The organism is Ralstonia sp. 110700041-2 (assembly GCF_056280165.1).
The window spans coordinates 157,375-172,977 of sequence record NZ_JBSFAI010000003.1 but is presented as its reverse complement, the minus strand read 5'-3'; the positions used below and the strand labels follow the sequence as shown (position 1 = coordinate 172,977).

Annotated in this window: 16 protein-coding genes; 9 read left to right on the top strand and 7 right to left on the bottom strand. The window is 64.8% G+C overall.

The window, feature by feature from the left end; translation table 11 throughout:
* The first annotated feature begins 85 nt into the window (after positions 1-85).
* Positions 86-1,699, top strand: coding sequence for a COG3904 family protein (locus ACUXH0_RS05710; protein ID WP_004627797.1), 1,614 nt, complete (start codon positions 86-88; stop codon positions 1,697-1,699).
* 9 nt (positions 1,700-1,708) lie between these two features.
* On the opposite strand, the gene ACUXH0_RS05705 is transcribed toward ACUXH0_RS05710, so the two are convergent.
* A complete protein-coding gene (locus ACUXH0_RS05705; protein ID WP_004627798.1) occupies positions 1,709-2,416 on the bottom strand; it encodes a GNAT family N-acetyltransferase in 708 nt (235 codons plus the stop codon).
* A 289-nt stretch (positions 2,417-2,705) separates the two neighbouring features.
* On the opposite strand from ACUXH0_RS05705, the gene ACUXH0_RS05700 reads away from it, so the two are divergent.
* Complete coding sequence (locus ACUXH0_RS05700) at positions 2,706-3,389, top strand: hypothetical protein (RefSeq protein ID WP_004627799.1); 684 nt, start codon at positions 2,706-2,708, stop codon at positions 3,387-3,389.
* Positions 3,390-3,800: 411 nt separating this feature from the next.
* On the opposite strand, the gene ACUXH0_RS05695 is transcribed toward ACUXH0_RS05700, so the two are convergent.
* Both ACUXH0_RS05695 and ACUXH0_RS05690 read right to left on the bottom strand, forming a co-directional pair.
* Positions 3,801-4,355, bottom strand: coding sequence for an NADPH-dependent FMN reductase (locus ACUXH0_RS05695; protein ID WP_012430138.1), 555 nt, complete (start codon positions 4,353-4,355; stop codon positions 3,801-3,803).
* 43 nt (positions 4,356-4,398) lie between these two features.
* Positions 4,399-5,616: a cation:proton antiporter domain-containing protein gene (locus tag ACUXH0_RS05690; RefSeq protein ID WP_012430137.1), complete on the bottom strand. Its 1,218-nt coding sequence runs from the start codon at positions 5,614-5,616 to the stop codon at positions 4,399-4,401.
* Positions 5,617-5,854: 238 nt separating this feature from the next.
* On the opposite strand from ACUXH0_RS05690, the gene ACUXH0_RS05685 reads away from it, so the two are divergent.
* The 5 genes from ACUXH0_RS05685 (at position 5,855) to ACUXH0_RS05665 (ending at position 8,925) form a co-directional block, all read left to right on the top strand.
* Positions 5,855-6,619 (top strand): CoA transferase subunit A, encoded by a 765-nt coding sequence (locus ACUXH0_RS05685; protein ID WP_182593998.1) that lies wholly within the window; start codon positions 5,855-5,857, stop codon positions 6,617-6,619.
* Between the two features lie 28 nt (positions 6,620-6,647).
* Complete coding sequence (locus ACUXH0_RS05680; RefSeq protein WP_012430135.1) at positions 6,648-7,322, top strand: 3-oxoacid CoA-transferase subunit B; 675 nt, start codon at positions 6,648-6,650, stop codon at positions 7,320-7,322.
* A gap of 9 nt (positions 7,323-7,331) precedes the next feature.
* A complete protein-coding gene (locus ACUXH0_RS05675) occupies positions 7,332-7,967 on the top strand; it encodes a 2-hydroxychromene-2-carboxylate isomerase (protein WP_012430134.1) in 636 nt (211 codons plus the stop codon).
* A complete protein-coding gene (locus ACUXH0_RS05670) occupies positions 7,960-8,664 on the top strand; it encodes a Crp/Fnr family transcriptional regulator (RefSeq protein WP_012430133.1) in 705 nt (234 codons plus the stop codon). The genes ACUXH0_RS05675 and ACUXH0_RS05670 overlap by 8 nt, the downstream gene beginning before the upstream one ends.
* 93 nt (positions 8,665-8,757) lie before the next feature.
* On the top strand, positions 8,758-8,925 hold the full coding sequence (locus ACUXH0_RS05665; protein ID WP_004627807.1) for a hypothetical protein: 168 nt from the start codon (positions 8,758-8,760) through the stop codon (positions 8,923-8,925).
* Between the two features lie 414 nt (positions 8,926-9,339).
* Here the strand turns inward: ACUXH0_RS05665 and ACUXH0_RS05660 are convergent, their stop codons facing one another.
* The 4 genes from ACUXH0_RS05660 to ACUXH0_RS05645 all read right to left on the bottom strand — a co-directional run bounded on the left by ACUXH0_RS05660 (position 9,340) and on the right by ACUXH0_RS05645 (position 13,743).
* Positions 9,340-10,077: an aspartate/glutamate racemase family protein gene (locus ACUXH0_RS05660; protein ID WP_182593997.1), complete on the bottom strand. Its 738-nt coding sequence runs from the start codon at positions 10,075-10,077 to the stop codon at positions 9,340-9,342.
* A 30-nt stretch (positions 10,078-10,107) separates the two neighbouring features.
* Positions 10,108-11,523, bottom strand: coding sequence for a dihydropyrimidinase (gene hydA / locus ACUXH0_RS05655; RefSeq protein WP_012430131.1), 1,416 nt, complete (start codon positions 11,521-11,523; stop codon positions 10,108-10,110).
* A 21-nt stretch (positions 11,524-11,544) separates the two neighbouring features.
* On the bottom strand, positions 11,545-12,273 hold the full coding sequence (locus ACUXH0_RS05650; RefSeq protein ID WP_004627812.1) for a maleate cis-trans isomerase family protein: 729 nt from the start codon (positions 12,271-12,273) through the stop codon (positions 11,545-11,547).
* A 162-nt stretch (positions 12,274-12,435) separates the two neighbouring features.
* Positions 12,436-13,743, bottom strand: coding sequence for an MFS transporter (locus ACUXH0_RS05645; protein ID WP_004627814.1), 1,308 nt, complete (start codon positions 13,741-13,743; stop codon positions 12,436-12,438).
* A 230-nt stretch (positions 13,744-13,973) separates the two neighbouring features.
* Between ACUXH0_RS05645 and ACUXH0_RS05640 the strand changes: the two genes are divergently transcribed.
* Together ACUXH0_RS05640 and ACUXH0_RS05635 are read left to right on the top strand one after the other, a co-directional pair.
* Positions 13,974-14,741: a GntR family transcriptional regulator gene (locus ACUXH0_RS05640; RefSeq protein ID WP_012430130.1), complete on the top strand. Its 768-nt coding sequence runs from the start codon at positions 13,974-13,976 to the stop codon at positions 14,739-14,741.
* A complete protein-coding gene (locus ACUXH0_RS05635) occupies positions 14,738-15,586 on the top strand; it encodes a fumarylacetoacetate hydrolase family protein (RefSeq protein WP_004627818.1) in 849 nt (282 codons plus the stop codon). The genes ACUXH0_RS05640 and ACUXH0_RS05635 overlap by 4 nt, the downstream gene beginning before the upstream one ends.
* Positions 15,587-15,603: the final 17 nt, after the last annotated feature.

Here is a 15,603-nt window from a genome sequence, read left to right as displayed (position 1 = left end):
CCCTCCCTTCGGGGGGACGCCAGCTTGCGGTGCCGACAGCGACAATCGCCGCGCCGCCATCCCATGTGCGGCATCGAGAACACGCATGACCTCCGCCGCCAGCGACGCCCTGCCCCCAACCGTCCCGACCGATCCGGATCGGGAGCGCGCGCCATCGCGCAATTTCTTTGCACGCCACTGGCGCGGTGATTACAGCCTGGCCCGCGCGTACTGGCTGCACACGGCGCTGATGCAGTTTGGCGTGGTGGCGCTCAGCGCCGGCGTCACGCATGCGCTCGCGCATAACGCGCCGGCACGCGCGGCATCATCGGCGCTGCTCGTGATTTATGTGATGGGATTGGCGCTGTGGATCTGGGCCGTGGTGGGCACCTGGCGCTCGGCCGATCGCGAGCAGGCGCGCAACCGGCTTGCCGGCCTGTCGAACCCGTGGCCCCTGATCGCCAAAGTGATGATCGTGCTTGGCGCCGTGGGCACCTGCTCGCGCCTGATCAACGATGGGCCGCGTCTGGTCGCGCATCTGCGCACCGCCCTGGGTGAGCAAGCGGCGTCGCCGTATGCGGTGATGCCACAACGCGATGGGCGCGCCATCCTCTTTAATGGCGGCATCAACGACGGCGCTGCAGATGCACTGGAAGCCGCGCTGCGCAAGGCACCGAACGCCACGGCCGTCGTGCTGCGCTCCGAAGGCGGCTGGCTGCGCGAAGGGACGCTGGTGGCAGACGTCATCCGCCGCCACCATCTGCGCACGTATGTTGAGCGGGCGTGCGCCTCCGCGTGCACGATCGCGTTTCTGGCAGGTGCTGACCGCGCCGCTGCACCGGGCGCACGCATCGGCTTTCACCGCCCGCGCGCGGTCGGCGCCGACCATGACCAAACCCCCGGCGCCACCGACAGCGAACTCTGGCGCGCGTATTCAGACGCCGGCCTGCCCGATGCCTTCGTGCGCCGCGTACAGGACACACCGTTCGATCAGATGTGGTTCCCCACCGCGCAGGAACTGCTGGCCAACCACGTCGTCACGCGCACGTCGCCCGGAGGCGAATACGCGACCATGGCCACGCAGTTGAATACCCGCGAGGCCCTGGCCGCAGAACTGCGCAGCGCCCCGCTGTATGCAACCCTGGAGCGCAAGTACCCCGCCCACTTCAGCCGCCTGATCGACACGCTGGGGCCAGAGCTGCAGCGCAACGTTACCGATGCGCAGGTGGTGACGCTGCTGCGCGAGCAGACGGGCAAGCTGTACCGCGCGCTGATCCCGACTGCCCCTGACGCGCTGCTCTTTGCCAACGCGCAACTCACGCTCGAACAGGCCCAGGCCTTGCAGCGCGTGAGCCCCGAAGCCTGCGTGGCTTATCTGGACGGCACGTCCGGTGCAAGCGCCGCTGCCGCCCGACTGCCGCGCGCGCTCGTGACCCGCGAGCAGGCCTTGTTTTCAGACCTGATGCAGGCTGCCGACCCCGACCACGCACCGGTTGTCACACGAGCGCAGACCCTGCCTGTGCTGCAACTGGCCATGGCCGCGCTTCCACTCAATGAACAACGCGTGCTGACCGTCCCCGCGCTACGCCGCACCGCACCGCCGGCCGAGCGCTGCCGGGCGCTGATCGGTTTCTCCCGCTCCATCCTGGCCCTGCCGGAAGCCGAACGCGCCCTGGCGCTGCGCGGCATGTATGCCGATACGTCCGCGCCCGATGCGTGACACCGCGCGTCAGGCCGAACGCAACGCAGCGAGCGACGCGCGCTGGCGCCCGTCTTCATCGAAGTTCTCAGGCGACAGCCATTGCTCGAATGCGGCCCGCGCTTGCGGCCAATCGGCATCGATGATGGAGAACCACGCGGTATCGCGGCTGCGCCCCTTGTAGACCACCGCTTGGCGGAAGATGCCCTCGAACAGAAACCCCAGCCGCTGCGCAGTCTGCCGCGACGGTGCGTTCAGGCTGTCGCACTTCCACTCGTAGCGCCGATAGCCGAGATCTTCAAAGACGTGCTTCATCAGCAGGAACTGCGCTTCTGTCGATGCCGGCGTCCGTTGCAGCAGCGGCGAGAACGTAACCGCGCCCACCTCAATCACGCCGTGTTCCGGCGTGACGCGCATCAGCGCCAGCGTGCCGACCGGCTGATCGTTGCGCGCGTCGATCACCGCGTACTGCAGTGGATCGCGCTTGGCCGCAATGCGCTCGATATAGGCGCGGTGTGCCGCCACATTGGCAAACGGGCCTTCCACCATGTACGTCCAGACACGGTCGTCCTGCGCCTGGCTGAACGCCTCGAATAGCGCGTCGGCGTGACGGGCGGCGTCAAGCGGCTCCAGCCGGCAGTAGCGGCCGGCGAGCGGCGTATGCGGCGGCAGCGGACGGGCCGTCCAGCTGGACAGCGGCGCACCGATGGGTTGCTGATAAGCGTTGAGCGTAGTCATGCGTGGAACCTGCACCGAAAGCAACAAGGACCTCTCACCCTACCTAACTTTCTGGCCCCATGAAAAGAGCCATGGATGGGCATGCCGATAGAGCCACATCAACACACCTACGGCCGGATTAAACCGTTCGATGCCCCGCCACACGCCGATAGCGCACCTGCATGCAAATCGATATGTTGGTGGCGGGGGAAGACAGCGCCACAAATGGGCGCGGGCATACGCATTGCTGTGCGGGGGTATGCACACGCCCACGGAATCGTCCGCCATCTTTTCTGCCAGGAGCCCGCGAGTGGCGCCGTTCATTACAGAGTGGTATCGCCGCTGGGGCCGCTGCGTCCGATACATATGCGCAGCCGTATGGATCACCTTTGCCGGCATGGCTCCGTGGAGCCCGACCGGCGCGGCGCCGAAATTCGCCTACCCGGTCACGCAGCGCATCGACGCCAGTGCGAGCCTCGCATTGCCGCGCACGTGGGGCCCACTGCGGCTGACCAGCGAAACGCCCATTCCGTCCATTGCGGCGACCATCAACTCGCCGTTCGGTCCGTCACGGCTCGTGTTTGCGCAGCAAACCGTGGCACCGGAGAGCTTCGCGCTGGTCACGGTGCGCAAATCCGATTTCGACAAAGGCACGCCCGGTTACCTCGAAACCCTGCGGCCACGCGATCTGGCCATCCTGCTCAACCACATGGAATCGCGCGTGCATGGCGATCGCCCGGCCTGGGCCGCCCGCCTCGTGCGCGGCAAGGCCCCGGCGTTGCAGGTGCTTGCCGGGCGCCGGGTCCTCTACTGGGAAGGCGAATGGAGTACGTCCGCCGCCCGGACGGTCGTCGTGCGCGGGTATGCCTTCTTTGGTAATGGTGCGGTTTATCTCCTGCGCATATTCGGCACCGCGAGCGGCAGCGAACCGGTGGAATTTGCCGAAGAAGCGCGCTTTGCCGACCTGGTCGCCGCTACCTTCCACACAAAATAACCGCCGAGCCTCTGCTGCAATTGTTGCAATGCAACAACAAGAGAAGCGCTGGCAACGGCGCCAGTTCCCAAGCGCAGGCCCGTCCACGCAAGGACTGAAATCTGTTGTTACTCTTGGAACAGTCTGTTCACCCAAGGCCGTATTGTTCTTCCGCATTGCAACACCTACACTTTGTGACAGTTGTTCAGACATCGATTGCCTGAACAAGCAATGCAAGTGTTGTAAGGAGAACAATGATGAAATGGTTGGATATTGGCGCCGTCATGGTCGCCTGGATTGCGAGCTGCGTGGCAGCAGGCTGGCTCATCAGCGCCGCCGCCTTCCTGGCTTAACGCCCTTGCCCTAAAGGCAAAACGGCCGAGCGGGAATCCCTTCCCCGCCCGGCCATGAACACCCCGGTCGATTGATTCGTCAGGCTGGCTTCTGACCTGCCCACTGAACGAATCGGTCGACAAACCCCTGCAAGAACTGGCGCGTACGCGCATCCGTCACCCCGCCCTGGGCATCAAAGGGCTCCCCCGCAAAGTGGAAAAACACCTCCGGCAACGGTAAGACCTTCACGCCGACCGCCGCGAGCACATTGCGCAATTGCGCCTGCGACAGTGCAGTGCCAATTGCGCCTGGCGATGCGCCCGCAATGCCTGCCGGCTTGCCGTCCCACACGCTCTGGCCGTACGGCCGCGAACCCCAGTCAATCGCGTTCTTCAGCACGCCCGGTATGCCCCGGTTGTATTCCGGCGTGACGAATAACAGGGCATCCACGCCCGCCACCGCCGCCTTGAAGCGCTGTACCGGCTCGGGCAGGCTCGCGTCCAGGTCCTGGTTGTACAGCGGCAGCTCGCCAATCTCGATGAACTGCGCGGTCGCGCCCGACGGCAACAAGCCCGACAGCGCCTGCGCCAGCTGGCGGTTGAACGACGCCTTGCGCAGGCTGCCGACGATCACTCCGATAGTCAGATTGCTCATAAACCCTCCTTGCGTGGAAAAACAGTTCAGGACTCCCTGATGCTCAATCCGCCGTCGCCGGCTCCGGGGCCACCTCGCGTTTGAGACGGTTGATCAGGGCAAACATCAGGGGGTTCAGCAGAATCGATAGAATCGCTGCCGACAACAATAGGCCCCGTGCACGGTCGGGCAGGATTTCCAGGCTGATCCCCAGCCCGATCAGGATGAACGAAAACTCGCCGATCTGCGCAAGGCTGGCCGAAATCGTGAGCGCCGTGCGGTTGCCGTGACCAAACGCGCGCACTACCGCAAACGCGGCCAGCGACTTGCCCACCACCACGATCAGCACCGTGCCGAGCACCGCCCAGGGGTCTTCGATCAGCACGCTCGGGTCGAACAGCATGCCCACCGATACGAAGAACAGCACCGCAAATGCATCGCGCAGCGGCAGCGACTCTTCCGCCGCGCGCTGACTGAATTCGGACTCGGCCAGCACCATGCCCGCAAAGAACGCGCCGAGTGCGAACGACACGCCAAACAGCACCGTCGCGCCATAAGCGACGCCCAGCGCCGTGGCCAGCACACCCAGGCGGAACAGCTCCCGGCTGCCCGTCATGACGATACGCTCCAGCATCCAGGGGATCACGCGGCGGCCCACCACCAGCATGAGCGCGGCAAACGCCACCACCTTCGAGAGCGTGACCGCCAGCACCTTGATGATGTCCCATGCGCCGACCGCTGTGCTGCCTGCGCCGCCCAGCGCACCGGCCAAGGCCGGCAGCAGCACCAGCGTCACCACCATCACGAGGTCTTCCACGATCAGCCAGCCCACGGCGATATGGCCTTCGTGCGAGTTGTCGATGCCGCGATCCTCCAGCGCCTTGAGCAGCACCACCGTGCTCGCCACCGACAGCGCCAGCCCGAACACCAGCCCCGGGCCCCAGTCCCACCCAAGCAGCCACGCCAGGCCCATACCCATGAGCGTGGCCAACGCAATCTGCCCGATGGCACCCGGAATGGCGATGGCCTTGACCGCCAGCAGCTCCTTCATCGAGAAATGCAACCCCACCCCGAACATCAGGAGGATCACGCCCAGCTCGGCCAGTTGCGGCGCGAGGCTTTGGTCGGCCACGAAACCGGGCGTGAACGGCCCCGCCACCACACCCGCCATCAGGTAGCCGACCAGTGGCGGCAGGCGCAGGCGCTGCGCAATGGTGCCGAAGATGAAGGCCAGCACGATGCCACCGATGATGGTGGAGATGAGCGGGGTGTCTACGTGCATGCGTTCGTGGAAAGGGGCGGGTTCAAAGACGGAAGAGCGGGAAAGCGAAAGGGGCCGGGCCGGCCCTGGTGCGACAACGGCGGCGCGGATTTTTATTCACGTTGCGTCACAACTATAAGGATTGCCCTTTGCGAAACCTTACGAAGCAAATGTCATGCAGAAGACATCGCGCCGCAAACCCCGCTCCTACACTGCGCCGCAGACCCGCTCGCCCAGGGCGGCACCAAGGAGACACCCCATGCGCTATGCCAACAAGGTCCTTTCCGTGGACGAGGCCATCGCACACGTCCGCAGCGGCAGCCGCCTGATGCTGGGCGAATTCGTCGGCGCCGGCGAGCCGGCCTGCTGCATCGAGGCGCTGCTCGCCAGCGGCATCGGGCAACTGACGCTCATCACCAACACGCCGGGGCTGCGCGGCGGCTTTCTCAAAGCCCGGTTGTTCAGCTCCGGCCAACTGGCCGAGTTCATCGGCACGCACGTCGGCACGACCGACGAATCGACGCAGGCTTACCTGACCGACTCCGTGCACGTGGCCGAGTTCTTCCCGATGGGCACCTGGGCCGAGAAAGTGCGTGCGGGTGCGCTGGGCCTGGGCGGCGCGCTCGTGCCGGTGGGCGTGAGCATCCTCGACCAGCCCGGGATGTTCCCCAAGCGCGGCGCCCCCAAGCAGTCGCTCACCGTCGATGGCACGACCTGCTTCGTCGAGCCGCCCCTGCGCGCCGACGTGTCGATCATCAAAGGCTGGCGCGCCGATACCTTCGGCAACGTGGAGTTTCGCGGCACGGCGCTGCAGAACCAGCGCGACATCGCCATGGCGGGCGATTACACCATCGTCGAGGTGAACGAGATCGTCGAGGTGGGCACGATTCCGCCCGAGCGCGTCGGCTGCCCGGGCGTATTCGTCAATGCAGTGGTGCAAGGTCTGTCTTTGGACGACCAGCACGCGCTCTACCGGCACCACTGGACGAAGCTTGGCCGCCTGCCCGCTGCCGCAGAAGCCTGATCGCCGATCGCCACAACAGGAAACCGCCATGCAAGCTCTGCCCGAAACACCCAAGCAACGCATCGCAGCCCGCTGCGCGCAAGAACTGCACCCGGGCGAAGTCGTCAACCTTGGCCTGGGTATCCCAACGCTCACAGCCAACTACCTGGACGCCGAAGCGGGCGTCATCTTCCATACCGAAAACGGCGCCTTCGGCTTTGGCGGACGCCCCGCGCTGGACGCCATCGACAGCGACTTCACCAACGCCGGCTGCGAGCCCATCACCCTGATGCCCGGCGCGGCGCTCATGGACCTCGCCACGTCGCTGGGCGCGATGCGCAACGGCTACATCGACGTGACGATCCTCGGCGCGTTGCAGGTGGATGCGCTGGGCAACCTCGCCAACTGGGCCTGCGATCGCAACGGCAAATGGTGGCCCGGCATTGGCGGGGCGATGGACCTCTGCTACGGCACGCGCAAGGTGATTGCCGCGCTGGCGCACACCGACAAACACGGCAATTCCAAGATCCTGCCGCGCTGCACGCTGCCGCTCACGGGCCGGGCCTGCGTGAAGGTCATCGTCACCGAGCACGCCGTGTTTGACGTGACCGATGCGGGGCTCGTGCTGCGTGAAATCCTCTCGCATGCGACACTCGACGACATTCGCGCCATGACAGCAGCGCCCTTTACACTGGCGCCGCTGCTGCAGATGCGCGCCGCCTGAGGAGACTGCATGCCCGCCACCGTCGATTGGTTCTTCGATGTCATCTCGCCGTTTGCCTACCTGCAGCTCGAACAGTTCGACGCGCTGCAGAAGGCGAACGACATCGTCATCCGCCCGCGTCCGCTCGTGCTGGGCGCGATCCTGCATCACTGGGGGCAGAAAGGGCCGGCCGAGATCAGCACCAAGCGCGTGTTCACATACCGGCATGCGCTGTTTCGCGCGCAGCAGCTCGGCATTCCCTTTCGCATGCCGCCCGCGCATCCGTTCAACCCGATCAAGGCATTGCGGCTGACGATTGCGATGGGCGGCTCGCTCGATGTCGTGCGAGCGGTGTTCCGGCATATCTGGCGCGACGGCAACGATGTGGCGTCGCCCGAGGGCTTTGCCGCGCTGTGCGAGGCGGTGGGCTTTGCAGAGGGCGCGGCCGCTGTCGAACAACCCGCTGTGAAAGATGCGCTGCGTGCGCACACCGATGCAGCTATCGCGCTCGGCGTGTTCGGGGTGCCCACCCTGGTGCACGAAGGCGAGCTGTTCTGGGGTGAAGATGCGACCGCCATGTTCCTGCAGAGCCTGCGCGCCGGCTGGCTCTCCACGCCCGAAGCGCAGCGCGTGAGCACGTTGCCGGTGGGCATTCAACGTGGCTGAACACGATACAAACTCGCGCCCCGGCATCAGCCGCGCACGGCTGGCGCATATCGCGGCGTGGTCGATTGATCTGCCCGCGGAAGAAGCCGACCGCGCCTGCGCCGGCATCGTTGAAAAAACCTACGCACGCGGCGCGTGCATCTGCCCGAAAAACACGTTGCTGGAAAGCTGGACGGGCGTGGTCACGGGCCTCATCAAAATCGGCACGGTATCGCCCGAGGGGCGCAGCGTCACGTTTACGGGCGTGCCTGCCGGCGGCTGGTTTGGCGAAGGCACGGTGCTCAAGAACGAGCCGCGCCGCTACGACATCGTTGCGCTGCGCGACACACGCATGGCCTTCATGGAGCGCGCCACCTTCATGTGGCTGGTGGAAAACAGCGTGGCGTTCAACCGCTTCCTGGTCAAGCAGCTCAACGAGCGGCTCGGGCATTTCATGGCGCTGCTGGAATACGACCGGCTGCTTGATGTCACGCCGCGCCTGGCGCGTTGCATTGCGTCGCTGTTCAACCCGGTTCTCTACCCCGGCGCGGGCGACCACCTGGAGATCACGCAGGAAGAACTCGGCCTGCTTTCCGGCATGACGCGCCAAGTTGCCAACCAGTCGCTCAAGACCCTGGAGAAGGACGGCGTGGTGCGGCTGGAATACGGCGGCGTGACGGTCGTGGACCTCGATCGGCTGCGCAGCTACGGCGCCTGAAGACGCCACCTTTATTAACGAATCTTCATCCGGCGGAGCAGACCACACCCGCTGGAATCGCGGCACAACAAGACAGGGTCATTACGCTGCGGCATGCATCACCTCTTCCCGACGTATAGCCATTGGCACTATCCAGCGCTGGCAGCGCGTGTGGCGGAGGTGGCGCGTGCCCATGCGCTCGACTACCGCGCGCTCACCTACCGGGAGCTGCTGACTGCGCAGCAGACCTTCCCGCGCGCCATGGGTCAACGACCGAACTGACGCGCAAGCCACACGCACCGTCTCGGTTGCACGCCTCGACCGCGTGCACTGCATCGAGGATCATCTTCGCTAGATCCCGCGGCCGCGACTGCTATGGCACATGGCTTGTCGGCAGCGTCGTCACCTTGGCGCTAATCTTCCTGGCCATGGCGCGCTCCAGATCCGGCTGGGCACCGAAGGCGTTTGTGCAGGCGATGCTGGATGTGGTGCGCCTCTGAGCCATCGAGCCCACGACGCTTCTGGCTTACAGCGCCGAAGCAACCCTTGCGGTCATCCGCGCGTCAGGGCCAGCAGCGTCACCACGGCCGGCGTGGCCGCTGCGGTAAAGCCGGCCATGAGCGGGGCGTACCCCTCACCACAGCCCGGAGCGCCTCAGTTACAGCGCCCACCCTTCGCACCGGCCAGACACGCCGCCTACGCCAGCATGGCAGCCAGCGCAGGAGGCAACCCGCGGTTTGGCTTGTGCGGCGGACGCGTAAAGCTGCCTTCCGCTGCACCGTTGGGCGCAAGCGCAATCAGGCTCTCGCAGTGGCGGATGGCGCTGGAGACGCCGTCCACGACCGGCACCGGAATGCGGTCCTTGAGTGTACGGGCCAGACCGGCGAGCGGCGCGCCGGCCACGATGATCACGTCCGCGCCATCTTCACGCACCGCTTGCATGCTGAGTTCCTCAAGACGTGCCGCGTGGTCTTCCTGCACGCTGCCGATGTCGCGTAGCGGCTGCTGCAAGGAGCGCACACTCGCCAGCCGCGACGACAGCCCATTGGCGGCCACGCACTCGCGGTACCACGCCTGGATGCGGTTCGAAATGGCGATGATGGAAAAGCGCTGACCCAGCAGGCAGGCGCTGGCCAGTGCCGCCTCGGTCATGCCCACCACCGGCACATTGCAGAGCTCCTTGATGCCGGCCAGGCCGGGGTCCCCAAACGCCGCCACCACCACGCCATCGAATTGGCCGGCGTGCTCAGCAACGACGCACGCGGTGGCATAGCCGCCCACCAGTGCTTCGAAGCGCGTTTCGATATAGGCCACGCCAAATGGCGCTGTCGCCATCGTGAGCGTGGTGCCGGGTGAAACGGAGCGACGCGCCTCCGCATGGATCAACTCCGTCACGCTCTCGGAGATGTTGGGATTGACGACCAGAATACGCATGATGAAACCCTGAGAATCAAACCAGAAACGTCAGACCAGCGACGGCGCGCCCGCCGGCAGGAACTGCCCCCGCCCGGGTGCCGGTTCGAGGTACTTGCCGTTTTCGACCAGCAGCTCGCCGCGCGAGAAGCAATGCACTGGCCAGCCCGTCACTTCAATGCCTTCATAGGGCGTGTAGTCGACCGCGTGATGCAACGCATCGTTGGTGATGCGCACGCGCCGCTCCGGATCCCACAGCGTGATGTCGGCATCGGCACCCACGGCAATCGTGCCCTTGCGCGGGTACAGACCGTACAGCCGTGCCGGGCGATACGACGTCAGTTCCACAAACTGATGCAGCGAAAGCTTGCCGCGCGCGATGCCATCGAACAGCAACGGCAACCGCGTCTCGATGCCCGGCACGCCGTTCGGAATATGGTCGAACGGTTGCGCTAGACCGCCGAGCTTCTTGCCCTGCGCATCGTCATAGTTGAACGGTGCATGGTCTGAAGAAAACACGCTGAATACGCCCCCTGCCAGCGCGCGCCATACAGCCGCCTGGTTTTCCGGATCGCGCGGTGGCGGGCTGCAGACGCACTTGGCACCTTCGTAGCCATCGTCACCGTGCAGGCCCATGTCTTCAGCGGTCAGGTAGAGGTACTGCGGGCACGTCTCGGCCAAAATCTGCAGGCCGCGGCTTTGCGCCCAGCGAATCTGCTCGATGGCTTCCTTGCCGGAGACATGCACGATCAGGATCGGCACGTCCACCAGCTCGGCAAAGGTGATGGCGCGGTGCGTGGCTTCACGCTCGACGGCAGCCGGGCGCGAGAGGCCGTGGAAGCGCGGCGAGATGCGGCCTTCGCCCACCAGCTTCTCGGTCAGCCACGAAATGCAGTCGGCGTTTTCTGCATGCACCATCACCAGCGCGTTGTTTTGCTTGGCCACGTCAAGCACGTCCAGCATTTCGCGGTCGGACAGCTTCAGGTCGTCATACGTCATGTAGACCTTGAACGAGGTGTAGCCCTGGTGGATCAGCTCCGGCAGTTCGTGCTTGAGCACCTCGGGCGTGGGGTCGGCCACGATCAGATGGAAGCCATAGTCGGCCACCGCCCGGCCCTCGGCACGGCGGTGGTAGTCGGCCACCGCCGCTTTCAGCGAGCCGCCCTTCTCCTGCGCCGCAAACGGGATCACCGTTGTCGTGCCGCCGCAGATGGCCGCGCGCGTGCCGGTGAAGAAGTCGTCGGCCATGCGCATGCCATCGGGCATGGGCTGATCGAGGTGGCAATGACCATCGACGCCGCCGGGCAGCGCCAGCAGGCCGCTTGCATCCAGCTCCCGCACGCCGCGCGGCAAGCCGTTGCCGAGCACGGCGATGCGGCCATCGCGCACCCCGATGTCGCAGGTAAAGCGGTCGGATGCGGTGACCACATCCGCGTTGCGAATCACCAGGTCGAGTTCCGTGGACATGCTTGGCGCTCCCTCATTCCGTTAAGCAACGTCCGCGAACAGGCGGCCCCAGCCGTGCAGCTCGCGCGTGTCGACACCCGCCAGCCGCAGCGATTTCCACACGACGGTCGAGATGGTGTCGTACACCGGGATGCCCGTTTCCGCTTCCAGTGCTTCCACCAGATGCGCGGCTCGCAGGTTCGTGCAGAACGTGGTGATGGCGGCCGGCTTTTGCTGGGCCACTTCGCGCACCAGGGTACGGATCGTGTCTTCTTCCACGTCGGCAAAGCTGTGGTTGACGTGCAAGTCCAGATGACGCTCGGCCACGCACTTGAAACCGTGGCGCGCGTAGTTCTGCACGATGCGCTGCTGCACGTCATCCAGGTACGGCGTCACGAGGGCGAAATCGCGTGCACCGGTCTTGGCCAGAATCTCGTTGAGCGCCAGCACCGAGGTGGTGGCCGGAATGCCGGTGGCTTCCGTGATCTGGCGGCACAGCGCCTCGTCCTTCTCAAAGCCGAGCCAGCCGGACGACGTGCCGTTCCAGGCGATCACGTCGACGTGCGCATCGGCCAGCAGCTTGGCGGCGTTCAGGATATTTTCCAGGTCGAACTGCCCCAGCGCCTGGTCGCGCAGCGAGATTTCCGTCACGGTAAAGCGCGAGAAATGCGCGCTGACGTTGGGCAGGCCGCTCACCATGGCGCTGGTAATGGGTTCCAGCGCCGTGTTGGATGATGGCGTGAGCATGCCGAGCTTGATGCGTTTTTTCATGGAAGTCTTCTTCGTGGTTTGTAGGCCCCGGCGCGCGCAGCAGCGGGCATCGGAGCTTGCTTGTTATGTTGACGTGTCGGGTCTCAGCTTGTCGCCGGAAGTCAGGAGCAAACGCCGCGCCGCAGGCGTAGATGGCATCGGCCTACGTGAGTGCATCGCACCTTAGACCGGCAGCTTCTTGCTGTAGTCGATCAGCAGCGTCGAACAGATGAACAGACCCGCACCGGCGGCTGCAAACAGCATCAGCGCCATGTCGTACGAACCGGTCGCCTGCACGATCAGGCCGACGATGATCGGCATGCCGACCCCTGCGAAGTTGCCGCCCAGGTTCATCGTGCCGCCCAGGAAACCGACACGCTTGCGCGTACCCAGGATCGACGGAATGCACCAGAACAGACCGCACCAGCGCAGGAAGAACAGAGTGGTCGACAACAGTGCCACCACCACAACCGGATCCTTGAAGCGCGCCACCGTGTAGATGGCGATCGTGGCCAATACCGAAGCGATGCCGAACAGGGTGCGCAGCACGCGGGCGCGCGATGCCCCGGTGGCCATCCACTTGTCGGCAATCCATCCACCGACCATCTCGCCCACAAAACCGGAGAAGAACATCGTGAAGACGGCACCGCCCATCTCCTTGATGTCGAGCCCGTGCACCTTCGACAGGTATGTCGGCATCCACGTCAACAACCCGTAGAACAGTGCGTTGAAGCACATCCAGCCGAAGAACATGCCCCACACCGAGCGGTACTTGAAGAAGTCCAGCACGTTGCCGCTCAAGGCGGCGGGCTCGGCAGCCTGGTCGGCTGCGTGTGCCTCTTCAATGTAGGCAGCTTCAGCATCATTGACGGACGGATGCTCGCGCGGGTGGTTGCGGATGTACCACCACGCGAAGAGGCCTGCCACCATCGTGCCGATACCAGCCACCACGAACGACGTGCGCCACGAATTGAACTCGGCGATCAGCCCGGCGATGATGAGCGCGCCCAGTGCCGCACCCAGCGGCGCACCGCCGTCGAGCAGCGTGGCACCGCGGCCGCGTTCGTTCTGTGTCATCCAGATGGCGTTGAGCTTGCCCCCGGCGGGGTAGATGGGTGCCTCAGCCGCACCCAGGCCAAGACGCGTGACAAGCAGCGGCACCCAACCGGTACACAGGGCCGCGATGGATTGGAAGAAGCCCCAGCCCAGCGTGGCACCGGCAATCACCACACGCGGGCCGAACCGGTCGGCCAGCATGCCGCCTGGGATCTGCATGAGCGCGTACGTCAGAAAGAACGAACTCAGCAGTAAGCCTTGCACCGCGGGGCCGATGTTGAATTCCTTCGCGATCAGCGGCATCGCGACTGACAACGATGCGCGGTCGACGTAGTTGATGGAAATCAGCATCAACATCATCAAGAAAATCTTCCAGCGCACAGAGCTCTTCGTCTCCGTTAGCGCCATGGCCGGGGCCTGGCTTGCGGTTTCCATTACGCGTGTCTCCTGGTAGCTCGGAAAGCCCTTTCGAGAAGCGGGCTGGGAGGCCGGTCTTGACGCCGATCCTCCCGCCTTCACCCACCGAAACGACCTCCTGAGTCGATTTGATTGGTTTGTGTTGCGCAACGTGGCTGAGTATAGGATACGTAATCTGTAATTACAACATCTGTAAGTCATTGATTTTATTGCATACCAAAAGCATAATATCGGTGTGTGATAGCCTTTTGTGGTGCATCTTCCCCATTCTGGTGACGTCTGTGACCCAACCGCTGCTCCAATCCCCTCGCCTGCGCACGCTCGGCATGTCGGCCGAAATCGCCTCGCGTCTGCGCACCCTCATCGAAGAAGGCGAATTGCCGCCCGGCGCCCGTATCGACGAGCGTGCGTTCTGTGAAATGTTCGATGTCTCCAAGACGCCGCTGCGCGAGGCGCTCAAGGTGTTGGTGGCCGAGGGTCTGGTGCTGCATCGTCAGTACATCGGCTACCGCGTTGCACCGCTCGATCTCGATGAACTGCGCGCGACCTTCGAAACGCTGCATGGGCTGGAATTCACGGCAGGAGAACTGGCGGCGGCCCGTCTGTCCGAGGTGGCTCTTGCGCGCCTGGAACGCAGGCACCAGGCGATGCTCGACGCGCACGCGGCAGGCCGGCGCACCGAGTACTTCCGCATCAACCAGGAAATTCACCAACTCATCATCGACGGCACGGCCAACCCCGTACTGGCCGGCATTTATGCGGCGTTGATGAGCAGGGTGCACCGCGCGCGCGGCGCAGCCAACGCGGACATGCTGCGCTGGCAGGAATCGCACGAAGAACACGAAGCCATCATGGCCGCCCTTCGCGAGCCAGGGCGCCCGCGCCTTGCACAAGTGCTGCGGCACCACTCCGAGAACACCGCCAAGGAAGTGCTGAGCGTCGTGGCAAACAGCCTCGCCGAGGCCAGCCGCCCAACCCGATCAACCAAGGAATCCCCCAAGAAAGGAGCGCAATGAAACTCGTACGCGTAGGTGCACCCGGCGCAGAACGTCCGGGCCTGATCGATACGCAAGGCCGCGTGCGCGACCTGTCAGGCGTGGTCAGCGAGCTGGGGCCGCAGCAGTTGTCTGATGCCGCCCTCGCGCGACTCGCAGGCGTCGACATGGCGAGCTTACCGGTGCTGCCGGATGCCCGTTTTGGTGTGCCATGGACGGGCATCGGCAAAATCATCGCGATCGGCCTGAACTATGCCGACCACGCAGCAGAAGCCGGCTTGCCGCCACCCGCAGAACCCATCATCTTTCTCAAGGCCAACAGCGCACTGAACGGCCCCAACGATGCCGTCATGCTGCCGCGCGGCTCGGAAAAGACCGACTGGGAGGTTGAACTCGGTGTGGTGATCGGCAAGACGGCGAGCGATGTTTCCCGCGAAGCAGCGCTCTCACATGTGGCCGGCTACTGCGTGGTGAACGATGTATCCGAGCGCGAGTTTCAGCTTGAGCGCGGCGGCACGTGGGACAAGGGCAAGGGCTGCGACACCTTCTGCCCCGTCGGCCCGTGGCTGGTCACGCGTGACGAAGTGCCCGACCCGCAAGCGCTTGGCCTGTGGCTCGACGTCAATGATGAACGTGCGCAGCGGGGCAACACAGCCACCATGGTGTTTGGCGTGGCGCATCTGGTGAGCTACGTCAGCCGTTTCATGACGCTGCACCCGGGCGACCTCATTTGCACCGGCACGCCGCCCGGTGTCGGCATGGGAGCCAAGCCCCCGCGCTATCTCAAGGCCGGCGATACCATGCGCCTGGGCATCGACGGCCTTGGCGAGCAGATGCAGACGGTCGTCGCCTACACCAAAGCCTAAGTATGCGGCGCGGCGCG